Origin of the sequence: Qipengyuania sp. 902 (assembly GCF_051195295.1) — a bacterium.
In the GTDB taxonomy this organism is placed as follows: Bacteria; Pseudomonadota; Alphaproteobacteria; order Sphingomonadales; family Sphingomonadaceae; genus Qipengyuania.
The window spans coordinates 267,463-282,804 of the sequence record NZ_JBNJLJ010000001.1; the positions used below are offsets into that span (position 1 = coordinate 267,463).

A 15,342-nucleotide genomic window follows, 5' to 3' on the forward strand; every position below is an offset into this window, starting at 1 on the left:
TGCGGGATGCGCAACCGCGGCTACGCTGGACGCGCCAACCGCACCGGCGTCCCAGTCCGAACATGTCGGGGAGATGGCGGGCGTTGCCAACCCCGAAATCTGGCCCGCCTATGACTATCCGGTCCCCCTACAGCCAGATGACGAGGCCCGTATCGCCGAACTGCTGGCGCGCATGACGCTCGAGGAGAAGATCGGCCAATTGGTTCAGGCGGACCTGTGCTGCGTCACTCCGGAAGACGTCAGGGCCTATAACCTTGGCTCCATCCTGGTCGGCGGCAACAGTGGACCCAACGGCAATGATCTCTCTCCTGCACCTGACTGGCTGAAGGCAGCCGACGATTTTTACGAGGCTTCGGTGGACACTACCGACGGCGGTGTTGGCGTCCCGATCGTCTGGGGGACCGACGCGGTCCACGGTCACTCGAACATCATCGGCGCGACCATCTTTCCGCACAATATCGGGCTCGGCGCCGCGCGCGACCCCGCTCTGATCGAGAAGATCGGCGAGGTGACCGCGAAGGAAATCCGCGTGACGGGCCAGGAATGGACTTTCGCGCCCACAGTTGCCGTGCCCCAGGATTTCCGCTGGGGGCGCGCCTACGAAGGCTACTCGTCCGATCCGGAGCTGGTAGCGTCCTATGTCGGCGCTATGGTCCGCGGACTACAGGGCCCGCCAAGCAACGATAATCTGCTGGCCGGCCCCTACGTGATCGCCTCGACCAAGCATTTCCTCGCCGATGGCGGGACAGATAACGGGGTCGACCAGGGCGATAGTTCGATCAGCGAAGAGGAACTGCGCGATATTCACGGATTACCTTATGGTCCCGCCATCGCAGAAGGTGTCTCGACCGTCATGGTCAGCTTCTCCAGCTGGCAGGGCAAGAAGATGACCGGCAATAAGTCGCTGGTTACCGGTGTTCTCAAGGACCGCATGGATTTCGGGGGCTTCGTCGTCTCGGACTGGAATGCGCACGGCCAGGTGGCCGGCTGCACCAACGAAAGCTGCCCGCAGGCGCTGACGGCCGGGATCGACATGTACATGGCACCGGACACCTGGAAACCGATCTACGAAGATCTGCTCGCACGGGCGCGGGCCGGGACGCTGCCGATGACGCGGATCGACGATGCGGTGACCCAAATCCTGCGCGTGAAGGGCCGTCTCGGATTGTTCGAGGCGGGCAAGCCCTCCGACCGCCCCTATTCCGGCGAATATGAGCTCCTCGGCGCCCCCGAACACCGCGAGGTTGCGCGTGACGCCGTGCGCAAGTCGCTGGTCCTGCTCAAGAACAGTGGCGTGCTGCCGCTGGCACCGGGCGGTCGCCTGCTTGTTGCCGGTCAGGGTGCCGACGACATCGCGCGTCAGTCGGGCGGGTGGACGCTCACCTGGCAAGGCACCGGCGTGGACAACAGCCATTTCCCCGGCGCGACCTCTATTTTCGGAGGCCTGTCGCAGGCCGTGGAGGCCGCAGGAGGAAGCGCCGAGCTGTCGCCCGACGGCAGCTTCACGACAAGGCCCGACGCCGCAGTCGTGGTCTTCGGCGAGACGCCCTATGCGGAATTCCAGGGCGACCGTGCGGCACTCGTGCTCGACCCGGAGCTTACCACGCCGTTCGAGACCATTGAAAAACTGAAAGCCCAGGGCATCCCGGTAGTGGCCGTGATGATCACGGGTCGCCCGCTTTACGTCAATCCGGCGCTCAACGATGCCGACGCATTCGTCGTGGCCTGGCTTCCGGGCAGCGAAGGGGGCGGCATTGCCGACGTCCTTGTAGGCGACCGGCAGGGCAACCCGCGCTACGATTTTACCGGGAGGCTGCCGGCCGCATGGCCGTTGGCTACCTTGATGAGCGACGGGACCCTTTACGATTACGGCTATGGGCTGTCGTACGCAGACCCGATTAGCCAATGGGCGGAGCTTCCCGAAGTCGATGCTAGCACTCTCGCCGGAGACAGTCGTCTGTGGTTCAGCGCCGGCTCCCCGGCTGCGCGCTGGTCGCTGCTTGTCGCCGGTGAGACCACGGGCGACCAGACCCGGATCACGACGGTTCCGGCGGAGGCTCTCGGCGGTCGTGCTCGTGTCACGGCGGAGAACTATCTGGTACAGGAAGGCGCGCGTCGCTTCGCCATCGATGGGGGCATGGCCAGTGTTCAGCTGCGCAATTTCGAACCCGTGGACATCAATCGCGAAACCAATGCGGACATTCTCCTGCTGGTGACCATGAAGGTGTGGGATGCGCCCGACAGCGCACGCATCGGCGCGATCGGTCAAGACAGTCGCGGCTTCGCAGATTTCGCGATGCCGGAGACGCCCGACTTCGTACGCTATGGCATATCGCTCAAATGCCTGCGGTCGAAGGGTGCGGATGTCACCTCTTTAACCCAGCCATTCGTCCTCCAGACCGAAGGCGCTGCCGATTTCGCGATCGGAGAGGTTCGGCTTGGAACGGATGCAGAGGTGACACTTCCCTGTGATTGATCGGGTGCGCCATACGACCCGTTGACGAGATCACGCGCTTCGACGCGCAGCACTTCGAGGATGAAATCCGTCCGGCTTTCAGGCCTGTCGTGATGCGGGCCATCGCGGATGACTGGGAGATCGTAAAGGCGGGCAGGGCGGATGCCAATGCGACGCTCCAGATGGTCGAGGAGATGGATAGCGGAATTCCGACGGATGTAATGATCGCTCCGCCAAGCGAAAAGGGACGGTTCTTCTTCGGTCCGGACATGCGCGGTTTCAATTTCAGCCGTAAACAGGCTTCCCTGTCCCATCTCGTCGAGCGCTTGCGCGAACTCGCGTTCATGTCGGAGCCCCTGGCGATGTATGCCGGTGCAGCCGAGACGGTGCGTCATTTGCCGGGCTTCGCCGAACGACATCCTTTGCCGCTGGTAGACGACATGGAAGCGGTCGCACGGATCTGGCTGGGCAATGCAACGCAGGTCGCAACGCACTTCGATCTTTCCGACAACATCGCGGTCGTCGCTTTGGGCAAGCGCCGGTTTACGTTATTCCCGCCCGAAGCGACTCCCGATCTCTATGTCGGTCCGCTCAACATCACGCTGGCGGGACAGCCTGTCAGCATGGTCGATCCACTCGCGCCGGACCGGCAGCGCTTTCCGAAATACGAGGCGGCAGAGGCGAAGGGGCAATTCGCCGATCTCGAACCGGGCGATGCGATCTACATCCCGACCCTCTGGTGGCACCATGTCACGGCCGACGCGCCCCTCAATATCCTGGTCAATTACTGGCACAACGACGCATCGCGAGGGGGCGGATTTCTGGCGCTGGTACACGCCATGCTCGCCATACGCGAACAGAGCGAGGCGCAGAAGGAAGCATGGCGGGTCTGGTTCGACCATTTCGTTTTCGGGGCCGGGTCGGCGACAGCTGCGGATCATCTTCCGCTGCATGCCCGCGGCGTGAATGGTCCGGCGTCGCCTGAGCGCGATGAACAAATGCGAAGGTTCATCTTGCAGGTTCTTTCTTCGACTTGAGAAAAAATCGCCGTCAATACGGCCAGACATGGGAGACAAAAGAATGCAGTCCTTCGGTTTCGCGACAGCGCTTGCTGTGTCGATCGCGGCGTTACCTGCGCCGGTTTCGGCGCAGCAAGCCTCCACCAACGCAGGAACGGTCGACCCCCTACCGGTCGGCACCTGCATCAATCTCGGCAATACGCTGGAGCCAGAGACCGAGGGGGCTTGGGGCGGCGCGCCTGCGAGAAAGTCCGATTTCGAGCGGATCGCGGCGGCAGGATTCGAGACAGTGCGCATTCCCGTGCGCTGGCACAACAAGTCCAGCAGCGAAGCCCCCTACACCATCGATAATGCCTGGATGGACCGGGTTCAGCAGATCGTCGACTGGGCACTGTCCTCAGACCTCAACGTGATCCTCAACAGCCACCATTTCGACCCCATTCACGAAACGCCGCTCGCCGTGGCGGATTGGCATGGCGGGGTGTGGCAGCAGATCGCGGAGCGCTTCGCGGGCTATCCGGAGGATACGCTATGGTTCGAGCTGGAGAACGAACCGCACAAGAATTTCGACCATTCGAACCTGCTCGAAACGCTCGCTCCATCCTTCGAGGCCGTCCGCGCGCTACATCCGAACCGTGCCGTTATTATCGGCGGTGAGAACTGGAGCGGGATCGATTCACTCGCGACGCTGCCGCTTTTCGACGATCCGAATGTCCATCCGACCTTTCACTATTACGATCCGTTTCCATACACTCACCAAGGTGCAAGCTGGACCGCGCCGGATATCCCGCCTGTGGGCCGGACCTTCCCCACGCATGACGATGCAGCCAAGCTCGCGAAAGATGTGCTGGCAATCGAGGCCTACAAAGCGCGTACGGGGAAAGTGCCCTTCATGGGCGAAGTCGGCGCTTACGACGCGCATATCTCCCTCGAGGATCGGGTTGCCTATCACCGGACGATTGCCGAAGCCTTCGCCCCGACCGGGATCGGCATGTGCATGTGGGCTTATGCCAACACCTTCCCGTTCTACGATCTGGATGAAGAACGCTGGCAACCCGGCCTGCTAGGCGCAATCGGACTAAGCGAGCCTGAGTGACAGCAGATACAGTCATGGCTTAGAATAGGCATAGGGTCCGACGACCAGGCCGGTGAAAAGCCCCGCATGGACCGAGGCGAGCGGTTCGACATCGATCGCCTCGCCAAGCCGCTGCCAACTGTCTTCCCCGGCGGTGCGCCAAAAAACCCGTGCCTCGCCGGCACGTAAGGCCAATTTGAATTCCACAGGTCCCTCGCGTGTCAGCGGCTGCTCCGCGACTATCTCGCCCTGCTCGTCCTGCGAGGGATCGGTACGCAGCCGAATTACCAAACGTTCGCCCTCGATCCCTGTGGCAAGGAAATGAGCCTCGTCCATCAGCGCGAGCAGCCCGGCAAAGTCGCTGTCACCGGTGGGCTGGAAATCGACTCTGGAGGTGAAATCGGCAGAATGGTGGCGCACGCGCCGTCCGACGAACGCCGGTCTTTCCAGGCCACCTGCCGCATTCGGCCCCGAAATCATGTGTAGCGATCCATTTCCGACCATGATGTCCTGTATGTAGCCGGGCGTACGCAAACCGATCCATTCCGGGCCGAGCGGCGAAATGAAGTCTTCCCGCCAGCTGTCGTAATCGACCGGCTCCGCGGGCGGTAGGTTTGGCCGGCCCGTTTTTATCGGCACCGGTTGGCCGCGGTCGAGGAAGCGGGGCCAGCCATCGATCCATTCGAGCGGCAGGAGAAAGGTTTCCCGCCCGAGGAGAGTGGATTGTCCGGCGAAGGGGCGCGTTGCAAGGAACAAGCCCCACCAGCTGCCATCATCGAGCTTCACGATATCGGCATGTCCGGTAGCCTCCACGCGATCCTGCCGGTCGGCGGGCAAGTCCCGCTGCGTGAGGATCGGATTGAACGGTCCGGGCTCGTACGGACCCTGCAATTCGCGCGAGCGATAGATCGTTTGCGAATGCTGGTCCGCGGTTCCACCCTCTGCCGTCAGAAGATAATACCAGCCGTCTACACGATAGATATGCGGCCCTTCGGCCCAGACAGGTTCGGTCGAAAGATCGACGCCGCCGTTCACCAGCAGCGTACGTTCCGGCATGACCTGCATCGCCTCAGGATCGAACTGCTGCATCCAGATCGCGCGATGCCCCTCATACAGCGGCTCTCCGGGAGGCGCATCGTTGTAGACGATCCACGCCGTGCCATCGTCCGCGAAATAGAGCGAGGGATCGATTCCACCGAAATCGAGCCACTTGGGATCGCTCCATGGTCCCGCTGGATCCTTGGCCGTGATGACAAAATTGTTACCGCATTCGATGCAGGTATTAACGATCCAGAACAGTCCGTCGTGGAACGTGATTGCCGGAGCGAACAGGCCGCGATTGGTGCCAAGACCGCCGAAATCGACCTGGCTCGGGCGGTTGATCGCATTGCCGATCTGTCGCCAGTTCACGAGATCGGTGCTGTGGAGAACCGGTAAGCCCGGGAACCAGCTGAATGTGGATGTGACAGCGTAGAAGTCCTCGCCCACCCTCACGAGCGAAGGATCAGGGTGGAATCCGGGAATGACCGGATTGCTGTAGGATTTGTCCGTCTGGCGCCTGTCGGAATCGACGGCTTCGTACGCCAAATAGTCGAAACTGGCGATCGGCTGCCCCTGAGCCGCACCCGGAGTCAGCGCCGAGAGCGCGAGCCCCGCCAGCAGGGTCCGTCTTGCCTTCATCTTCATCAATCCTCTCGCCTGTTTGGGCTTGTCCCATCGCTATTGCTTTCCTATGGTAGCGCTATCACGAGGGAGGGCAAGAGCCAGAAATGGCCACGAACATTCTTGAAAGTTTGCCGTCGGACTATGCCTGCGGCCAGTTTCTCGGTCGTGCGGAAACGCCGGCCGGACCGTCGATCCTGGTTATCCGCAAGGGAACGATCTACGACATCACCGAAGTGGCCGCCTCCATGTCCGGAGCGATCGAGCGGCGGCATTTCGACGGCGGTGTCAAGCTCGGGCCGGTCGAGAACGGCTTGCCCGAAGGCTGGAAGCTGCTCGCGCCGATCGACCTTCAGTGCATCAAGGCCGCCGGCGTCACCTTTGCCCTGTCGGCAATCGAAAGAGTGATAGAGGAACGCGCCCGCGGCGACGCGGCCAGCGCGGCCGTGATCCGTGCGCAGCTCGAAGATAAAGTCGGCTCCGGTATCCGGTCGGTGGTACCGGGCAGCGAGGAGGCGATGCAGCTGAAGGCTGCACTCATCGACCAAGGAATGTGGTCGCAGTATCTCGAAGTGGCGATCGGGCCCGATGCGGAAATCTTTTCCAAGTCGCCGGTGCTGTCTTCCGTCGGCCACGGTGCAGAAATCGGCGTGCGGTCGGATTCCAATTGGAACAATCCCGAGCCCGAGGTCGTGCTGGTGTGCGACAGCGCTGGCGAGATTGTCGGCGCGACTTTGGGGAACGACGTCAACCTGCGCGACTTCGAAGGTCGTTCGGCGCTGCTTTTGTCCAAGGCGAAGGACAATACAGCAAGTTGCTCGATCGGCCCGTTCATCCGCGTTTTCGACGAGAGTTACGCGCTCGACGATGTCCGTGCCGCCAGTGTGGATTTGACCATCGAAGGTCCTGAAGGGTACCGGCTCGAAGGCACGAACGACATGTCGCAAATCAGTCGCGATCCAACGGATCTGGTCGACCAGTGCCTGTCGGAGCACCACTATCCGGACGGATTCGTTCTGTTTTGCGGCACGCTGTTCGCGCCGACGCAGGATCGCGACGAGCCCGGCGCCGGGTTCACGCATAAAGTTGGCGACGTCGTCACGATCAGTTCGGAGCGGATCGGGACGCTGCGTAACACGGTGACTTTGTCATCCAGGGCCACACCCTGGCAAATGGGCGTTGCCGCTTTCGCAACCAATCTGGCCGAGCGTGGCTTGATCGACAGAATTTGACGGGCACGACTGCCGGGGCAATGGACCGGTGGCGCCTAGAGGGACGAGGACTACGAGTTGATGGGCCATCATGGCGAGAATGCCGCGCAGGCGAATTACCCCAGCCTGAGAGGCCGCAAGGTTATAATCAGCGGCGGTGCGTCCGGTATCGGTGAAGGTATTGTCGAAGGGTTCGCTCGGCAGGGCGCTGCGGTCGCTTTTGTCGATCTCATGGAAAAACCGAGCCATGCCCTGATCGAACGGCTCTCGGACGCCGAGATCGAGCCGATCTTCCATCACTGCGATATTACCGACTGCGACGACTACACACGCAAGATCGCGCAGATGATCGATGCTCTCGGCGGATGCGACGTTCTCGTGAACAATGCGGCGAACGACGACCGCCACAAACTCGACGAGGTTTCGAGCGCCTATTGGGACGAGCGCATGAGCGTCAATCTCAAGCACCAGTTCTTCGCCGCCCAAGCTGTCGTCCCGGCAATGCGCGATGCGGGTGGCGGTTCGATCGTCAATATGGGGTCGATCAGCTGGCATCTGGGCCTGCCGGACCTCACGCTCTACCAGACTGCCAAGGCTGCGATCGAGGGGCTTACCCGCAGCCTGGCTCGTGAGTTGGGGCGGGACAATATCCGGGTAAATACGGTGATCCCCGGCAACGTCCAGACACCGCGCCAGATGAAATGGTACACGCCCGAGGGCGAGGCGGAGATCGTTGCCGCACAGTGCCTCGACGGGCGTATTCAGCCGTTCGATATCGCCGCAATGGTAATGTTTCTCGCCTCCGACGACGCGAGGTTCTGCACGGCGCACAATTATTGGGTCGATGGAGGGTGGCGCTGATGGTCGAGGTAAGGACGGTTCTGGCAGCGGAAAGCAAGCTCGGCGAAGGCGTGCTCTGGGACGCCGATCGCAAAGTCGTATGGTTTGTAGACATCAAGCGCCACCGGTTGTGGCACTACGATCCCGCCACCGGTAGCAATTCCTATGCCGACGCACCGGACCAGATCGGCTGGGCTATACCGGCGGAAGGCGGGCTCCTGCTCTGTGGCCTGAAGGACGGGCTCTATACCTTCGACTCCGAAGCAAAGCGCTTCGAAAAGCTGATGGACGTCCCCGGCGAACCTGCAGGCAATCGCCTCAACGATGCCTGCACCGATCCGTGGGGGCGCGTGTGGTTCGGATCGATGGACGATAGCGAAGGCACGGCATCCGGCAGGTTCTACGTCTTCGATCGCGGCACTATCCGTCCCGCCGGACCCGACGGCATCACGATCACCAACGGCCCGGCGGTCAATGCGGAGGGCGACCGCATCTATTTCACCGACACTACCGCTCAACGAATTCTCGTGGCCGACCTTACTGAGGCCGGCGTCGGCGAGGTGCGACCCTTTGCCGATACCGGCGCGCTTTTTCCGGATTCCTATCCCGACGGTCCGGTCGTAGATGCCGAAGGCTATGTGTGGACGGGGCTTTATCTCGGCGGCAGAGTTGCGCGTTTCACACCTGACGGCGAACTCGACACCACGATCGACATTCCCGCGCGTGACGTGACCAAGATGGCCTTCGGTGGCCGCGACCTGCGAACCGGCTACGCGACCAGCGCGACCAAAAATATGGAGCCAAGCGATATGACGGACTATCCCGATGCAGGTGGTCTATTTGCCTTCGAAGCGCCTGTAGCAGGGTTCGCCCAGCCAAAGGCGAAATTGGGATAATGCGCTGGGCCCTCGCCACGCTCGCCTTGTCGCTTTCCGCGAGCGCGGCAGCAGCGCCCGTCCTCGGCCCCGGCTATGGCGAAGGAATGGTTCTCCAGCGCGGTGAACCGATCGTCCTCGAAGGGCGCAGTGCAGCCGGTGCGACCGTGACGGCAGAGCTGAACGGTGCAAGCGCCAGTGCGAATGCGGATGCCGAAGGCAGGTTCCGGATCACCCTGCCCGCCCGTCCCGCCAGCATCACGGGTGTTAACCTGACGCTGCGGGACGGCACGGGTGAAACACGCTACGAAGACATGCTGATCGGAGATGTGATCCTGTGTTCGGGCCAGTCGAACATGGAGCTTTCGGTTGCGCGAGCGCTCGACACCTATAACCAGTTACAGCAGGCGGCCGATGACGGCATCCGCTTGTTCAGGGTTCCGAAGGCGACTGCGCCCGTCCCTGCGAAGCGGTTCGCAGAGCCCGTCTCCTGGGTCGGCGCCGACAGCGACTCCGTGGTCGAATTTTCCGCAGCCTGCTTCTACATGGGCAAGCGCCTCCGTGCGCTCGATCCTTCCGTTCCCGTCGGTCTCATCCATTCCAACTGGGGTGGGAGTGCGGCGCGCGCCTGGTTCACGCCCGAAGGTGTGTCGGCAATGGAGGGCGCCGACGTGCTGGAATTGCTGCGGTCGTACGACGAAGACCCCTTCCTGGCGACCCGTGCCTTCGTGCCGCGCTGGAAGGCCTGGTGGCGGGCGCAGGACGGTGGCCGCGAGCCCTGGTTGAATTCCGACGAACTCGAATGGACTCCAATCCCGCAATTCTCCTTCTGGAACGAATGGGAAGGAACCGGTCTCGATACCGAGCCACGGGCCAACGTGTGGCTGCGCCAAACCATAATGCTGACTGAAGACCAGGCAGCCCAGGATGGCTCCCTGTCAATCGGTGCTATCGACGATCTCGACCTGACATTCGTGAATGGCGAACCGGTAGGTTATACCTTCGGCTGGGGTGTCGAGCGGACTTATACCGTCCCGAGGAAGTTCCTGCGCGAAGGCGAGAACGAAATTCTCATCGCTGCCAACAACATGTGGGATACAGGTGGCTTTTTCGGCGGGCCGGAGCGCCTGTTCTTCACGCCGGGTAATGGCGATACCACCATACCGCTGGGCGCTGATTGGGAGTACGCAATCTCCGACGTCGAGGGCGTGCCGCCCCGTGCACCATGGGACGCCAACGCCGGTGCCGGTGTGATGCACAATGCCATGATAGCGCCGCTGGGCCCGATGCGGCTCGCAGCCATAGCCTGGTACCAAGGCGAGTCCGATGTCGGCCAGCCAGCCTACGACCGCAAACTTACCACGCTGTTCGAAGGCTGGCGGGCACAGTTCGGCGAGCAAGCGAAGATGCTGGTCGTCCAATTGGCGGACTTCGGCCAGCGGGTTGCCGAGCCCGTTGAGTCCGGCTGGGCCCGATTGCGGCAGGAGCAGCTTGCCGCGGTCCAGGCTGATGGCAACGCCGATCTGGTGACCGCTATCGATATCGGAGAACCGACCGATATCCATCCGGCCAACAAGAACGCTCTCGGGCTACGCTTGGCGGAGGCTTTCGCCGGGCGAGCGATGCCGAAACCCGCTTTCGCCTCTCGCGAAGGCGACCGGGTCATCGTCGGTTTTCAAGATCTTGATGGTGACTTGACCGCTTACGGAGGGCCGACAGCGCTAGGCGTGGAGCTTTGCGGGTCCACACAAGACAGCTGCCGGTTCGTCTACCCAAGTCTCGATGATCAGCGCCTGGTGATCGATCTGCCCGCTGGCGCCTTGGCTACGCGAGTTCGCCATGCCTGGTCCGATGCGCCGATCGTCAACCTTTACGACGCAGGTGGCCGGCCAATCCCGGGCTTCGAGCTGGAAATAAATCAATAATGATGGACCGCCGGACAATGCTGGCGGGCGCCTCCTACGCCATGGCATTCCTGGCGGGTGGATGCGCAACTAGTTCCTATCCGAAAGCGCCTGGCTTCGTCCGCCGAAGCGCGACGCAATTCCTCCGCGACGGCAATCCCTATCGCATCGTCGGCGCCAATATGTGGTACGCCGCCTGGCTTGGGACCGACGCCGAATACGGCGACCGGGCGCGGCTAATGCGCGAACTGGATCGGCTGCAGGCCATGGGCCTCAATAACCTGCGGATCATGGCGGCAGCGGAAGAAGGCCCACTCAACAATTCGATCAAGCCGGGCTTCACCCGCGCCGACGGGCGCACGAATCCTGCGCTGATGGAAGGTCTCGATTTCGCGATGGCGGAGATCGGCAAGCGGGGCATGACGGCTGTGCTGGTCCTGTCCAATTTCTGGGAGTGGTCCGGCGGTTTGCAGACCCTGCTCTACCGCGCGACAGGTCAATACATCGACATGGGCGATCCGGACCATCCGTGGCCGGCCTTCGCCGATGCGACAGCGGGTTTCTATGCCAACGAAGCAGCCATAGAGAGCTACCGGGCGCATGTCGCAGCAATCGTCGGGCGGACCAATTCCATTACCGGCCAGCGCTATGCGCGGGACCCCGCGATCATGAGTTGGCAGCATGCGAACGAACCGCGCCCGGGCGGTGGAGCCGACGCCATCGCGCAATTCCGCTCGGCCTATCTCGACTGGATCGCCTCGACTGCGGAACTTATCCGCTCGATCGACGGCAATCACCTGGTCTCGCTTGGTCAAGAGGGCACGCAAGCCACTTTCGGCAGCGAGGAACTCGTCGTCGCGGCACATGAGACCGTCGATTACGTCACCGCTCACATCTGGCCGCTCAACTGGGGATGGGTCGCAGGCGACGATCTGCCCGGCACTTGGCCAGCGGGCAAAGCCAAGGTCGAGGATTACCTGGCTGTCCACACCCGGCTTGCAAAAGACATGGCCAAGCCGCTGCTAATCGAGGAGTTCGGGTTCCCGCGCGACGACGAAGCCTATTCACCCGATACGACCACCGAATATCGCGAGCGCTATTACCGGACGATCTACGACGCGGTCGAGAAAAGTTGGCGCAATGGTGGCCCTTTGCAAGGCAGCAACTTCTGGGCCTGGAACGGCGAGGCCCGCGCGCGCCACGCAGACTTCCGCTTTCAGGAAGGCGACCTCGCTTACATGGGCGATCCCCCGCATGAGCCACAGGGCTGGTATGGGAATTTCGACAGCGACATTTCGATGATCGCGCTGGTCAAGGCGCATGCCGATCGCAAATGCCTCGGGTTGGAGACGCCCTGCCCGTCCTCATTTGGTAGCCGCTAGTGATTGTGGCGCGGTAGTTTGCGCGACGTGCCGCGATATTTGACGGCAAAATCCATGACACCGCCCTCGCCCAGCTGACCGGTCTTTTCGCGGAAAAGTTCTTCCCATGGCGTATTGCTTTCGGGAACTTCCGGTGCGGGTTCGTTGGCGAGCCGACGGGCGATTTCGTCTTCCTCGACCAAGGCGTTACAGCTCCGCTCGTTGAGATCGACGCGAATTGTGTCGCCCGTCCGCAGCCATGCAAGTCCGCCACCCACCGCGCTTTCGGGAGAGACGTTCAGGATCGACGGGCTATCGCTCGTCCCCGATTGACGCCCGTCGCCCAGCGTCGGGAGCCATTGTTTACCTTCGCGGATCATCCGCTCCGGCGGCTGCATGTTGACCACCTCTGCGCTGCCCGGCCAGCCGATCACGCCCGAACCGCGGATGACGAGGATGCAATCTTCGTCGATCTCCAGCGAAGGATCGTCGATGCGGTGATGATAATCGTCCGATCCATCGAACACGATCGCCCGTGTCTCGAAAATATTTTCGCACCCTGGCCGGGACAGATAGCGTTCGCGGAATTCGTCCGAGATGACCGAAGTCTTTAGAATGCCGAAATCGAACAGATTGCCGGTGAGCACCATGAAGCCAGCGCGCTCCATCAGCGGGTCGGCGAAGGGCCGAATCATCTCACGATCCTTGCTTTCCCGACCCACAAGATTCTCGGCCATTTTCGCGCCGGTACAGGTCGCAGTATCGCCATGCAGAACCCCCGCCTCGAGCAGTTCCCACATCGCTGCGGGCACGCCGCCGGCGCGGTGAAAACGCTCGCCGAGATAGGCCCCGGCCGGTTGCATGTTGACGAGGAGTGGCAGGTCGTAACCGTGCTCCTGCCAGATTTCCCGTTCAAGCTCCACGCCGGCATGCCGGCCCATGGCGACGATATGTGGCTGGGCATTGGAAGAACCGCCGATCACGCTGGTCACCGCGATGGCGTTTTCGAACGCTTCGCGTGTGAGGATGTCGGAAGGCTTGAGATCTTCATGCACCATCTCGACGATCCGACGGCCCGTGCGATAGGCCATCTGACCCCGTTCGCGATAGGGCGCCGGGATTGCGGCGCAGCCGGTTAGGGACATTCCCAAAGCTTCGGCCACCGCATTCATGGTGCTCGCCGTTCCCATGGAATTGCAATGCCCGGCGCTTGGTGCGCTGGAGGTTGCACGGTCGAGGAATTGCTCTTCGTCGATCTCGCCTGCCGCGAGTTTGCGACGGCTGCGCCAGATTACCGTGCCCGAGCCAACCAGCTCACCCTCGTGCCAGCCGTCGAGCATCGGGCCTCCCGAAAGGACGATTGCAGGAATGTCGACCGTGCTCGCCGCCATAATCTGACTTGGGGTGGTCTTGTCGCAGCCCGTGGTCAGTACGACACCGTCGATGGGATAGCCGTTCAGCAACTCGACCAGCCCGAGATAGAGCAAGTTGCGGTCGATCGCCGCAGTGGGGCGGCGACAATTTTCGAAAATGGGATGGACAGGGAACTCGATCGGTATCCCGCCTGCATCGCGGATGCCATCGCGCGTACGCTTGGCAAGGTCGATATGGATCCGGTTGCAGGGAGACAAATCACTGCCCGACTGGGCGATGCCGATGATCGGCTTGCCGCTGCGCAACTCCTCGGGTGTGACGCCATAGTTCATGAACCGCTCGAGATAGAGAGCGGTCATGTCCATGCGTTCGTGGTTATCGAACCAGTCGCGCGAGCGCAGTCTGCGCTGGCCGTTCTTCTCGGTCACTCTCGGCTTTCCGGTTTGTTGAAAGAGGATGCGAGGCTCGGGCCCGCATCCGAATTGCGCCTGACTAGCTTATAGGGAAGGGTGAGCTGCTCACCCGCACTCTCCTTCCCCCGGCCGGCCTTTTTGTAGGCCTTGGCAATCATGGAAACCGCCTGGGCAGTCATTTCGCGAATAGGCTGGCGGATCGTAGTGAGTTCCGGCCAGATCGAGCTAGCAAGTTCGGTATCGTCGAAACCGCAAACCGTTATATCGTTTGGCACGTCGAGGTGCCGTCGATGCGCCATCGCCACTGTGGCGGCCGCCATATCGTCATTGGACGCGAAAATTGCAGTCGGCGGACTTTTCGCGTTGAGCAAGCGTTCGGCGGCGACCATGCCGGAGCGATATGTGAATTGTCCCTGCGCGATGAGGGCTTCGTCGATTGCGAGACCTGCATTCTCCATCGCTTCGCGATAGCCTTGAAGGCGTCGCTCGCTGGCGACCTGTTCGGGATTGCCGACGATAAAGCCGATGCGTTCGTGCCCAAGGCCGATGATGTGGCCAGTCATGTCGAAGGCGGCCTGGAATTCGTCAATCAATACGGCCCCGTGCGAACCGCTGGCCCGGCCCGGACCAACCGCCACTGCGATTGCGCCCGCGTCCTCGATCTCATCGAGCACCGACTGGTCGTCGCACAAAGGTGGCGGAAGGATGAAACCGCCAATACCGCCGTCGATCAAACGGCGGATGAGCTCGCCGTAATCGGGCTGCGTCTCGGTGCTCTGCACGACAAGATAGATATCGCGCCGGCTGGCTTCCTCGAGCGCCCCCATCAGGAATTCGCTGAGATAGGATGCCGATGGATTGTCGAAGAGCAAGGCGATCCGCAGTTGCGCTCCGCCCGCCAGCGAGCGGGCTGCACGGTTGGGCACATACTTCAACTTTTCGATCGCAGCGAGCACTTGCTCGCGCGTATTGTCGCGCACGTTCTGTTCGCCATTGATGACGCGGCTTACGGTCATCGGCGAACACTGTGCAGCCCGCGCCACATCGGCAATCGTCGGCGCACTGTTAGAGTTGCGCCTGGCGCTTCGTTTGCGGCCGATCTTGGCCGTCCCTCCTGCTTCACTCATGCGCATCGACATAGGCCCATGCCAGG

Annotated in this window: 11 protein-coding genes; 8 read left to right on the top strand and 3 right to left on the bottom strand. The window is 61.9% G+C overall.

Translation table 11 applies throughout. The annotated features are described in order from the left end of the window. The first annotated feature begins 73 nt into the window (after window positions 1–73). The 3 genes from ACSH0F_RS01265 to ACSH0F_RS01275 are packed head-to-tail and all read left to right on the top strand — an operon-like array spanning window position 74 to window position 4,570. Window positions 74–2,476 carry a glycoside hydrolase family 3 N-terminal domain-containing protein gene (locus ACSH0F_RS01265; RefSeq protein ID WP_435199142.1) on the top strand — a complete coding sequence of 801 codons (2,403 nt, stop codon included), beginning with the start codon at window positions 74–76 and terminating at the stop codon, window positions 2,474–2,476. Further along, window positions 2,473–3,492, top strand: coding sequence for a cupin-like domain-containing protein (locus tag ACSH0F_RS01270; protein ID WP_435199144.1), 1,020 nt, complete (start codon window positions 2,473–2,475; stop codon window positions 3,490–3,492). The genes ACSH0F_RS01265 and ACSH0F_RS01270 overlap by 4 nt, the downstream gene beginning before the upstream one ends. A 43-nt stretch (window positions 3,493–3,535) precedes the next feature. Then, window positions 3,536–4,570 carry a glycoside hydrolase family 5 protein gene (locus tag ACSH0F_RS01275; RefSeq protein ID WP_435199146.1) on the top strand — a complete coding sequence of 345 codons (1,035 nt, stop codon included), beginning with the start codon at window positions 3,536–3,538 and terminating at the stop codon, window positions 4,568–4,570. Between the two features lie 12 nt (window positions 4,571–4,582). Here the strand turns inward: ACSH0F_RS01275 and ACSH0F_RS01280 are convergent, their stop codons facing one another. Continuing rightward, window positions 4,583–6,229, bottom strand: coding sequence for a family 43 glycosylhydrolase (locus ACSH0F_RS01280; protein WP_435199148.1), 1,647 nt, complete (start codon window positions 6,227–6,229; stop codon window positions 4,583–4,585). Between the two features lie 89 nt (window positions 6,230–6,318). On the opposite strand from ACSH0F_RS01280, the gene ACSH0F_RS01285 reads away from it, so the two are divergent. Genes ACSH0F_RS01285 through ACSH0F_RS01305 form a run of 5 tightly spaced genes read left to right on the top strand, consistent with a single transcriptional unit; the run spans window position 6,319 to window position 12,423 of the window. Further along, window positions 6,319–7,443 (top strand): fumarylacetoacetate hydrolase family protein, encoded by a 1,125-nt coding sequence (locus ACSH0F_RS01285; protein WP_435199150.1) that lies wholly within the window; start codon window positions 6,319–6,321, stop codon window positions 7,441–7,443. A 60-nt stretch (window positions 7,444–7,503) separates the two neighbouring features. Then, window positions 7,504–8,283, top strand: coding sequence for an SDR family NAD(P)-dependent oxidoreductase (locus tag ACSH0F_RS01290; protein WP_435200511.1), 780 nt, complete (start codon window positions 7,504–7,506; stop codon window positions 8,281–8,283). Then, entirely contained in the window at window positions 8,283–9,158 is an 876-nt protein-coding gene (locus ACSH0F_RS01295; RefSeq protein WP_435199152.1) for an SMP-30/gluconolactonase/LRE family protein, read from the top strand. Before ACSH0F_RS01290 ends, ACSH0F_RS01295 begins: the two co-directional genes overlap by 1 nt. After that, a complete protein-coding gene (locus tag ACSH0F_RS01300) occupies window positions 9,158–11,062 on the top strand; it encodes a sialate O-acetylesterase (protein ID WP_435199154.1) in 1,905 nt (634 codons plus the stop codon). The genes ACSH0F_RS01295 and ACSH0F_RS01300 overlap by 1 nt, the downstream gene beginning before the upstream one ends. A 41-nt stretch (window positions 11,063–11,103) precedes the next feature. Next, on the top strand, window positions 11,104–12,423 hold the full coding sequence (locus ACSH0F_RS01305; protein ID WP_435199156.1) for a glycoside hydrolase 5 family protein: 1,320 nt from the start codon (window positions 11,104–11,106) through the stop codon (window positions 12,421–12,423). Here ACSH0F_RS01305 and ACSH0F_RS01310 read toward each other — a convergent pair. After that, window positions 12,420–14,204, bottom strand: a complete 1,785-nt coding sequence (locus ACSH0F_RS01310; RefSeq protein WP_435199158.1) for an IlvD/Edd family dehydratase — start codon at window positions 14,202–14,204, stop codon at window positions 12,420–12,422. The genes ACSH0F_RS01305 and ACSH0F_RS01310 overlap by 4 nt on opposite strands. Beyond that, window positions 14,201–15,316 (bottom strand): LacI family DNA-binding transcriptional regulator, encoded by a 1,116-nt coding sequence (locus ACSH0F_RS01315; RefSeq protein WP_435199160.1) that lies wholly within the window; start codon window positions 15,314–15,316, stop codon window positions 14,201–14,203. The genes ACSH0F_RS01310 and ACSH0F_RS01315 overlap by 4 nt, the downstream gene beginning before the upstream one ends. Window positions 15,317–15,342 lie beyond the last annotated feature (26 nt).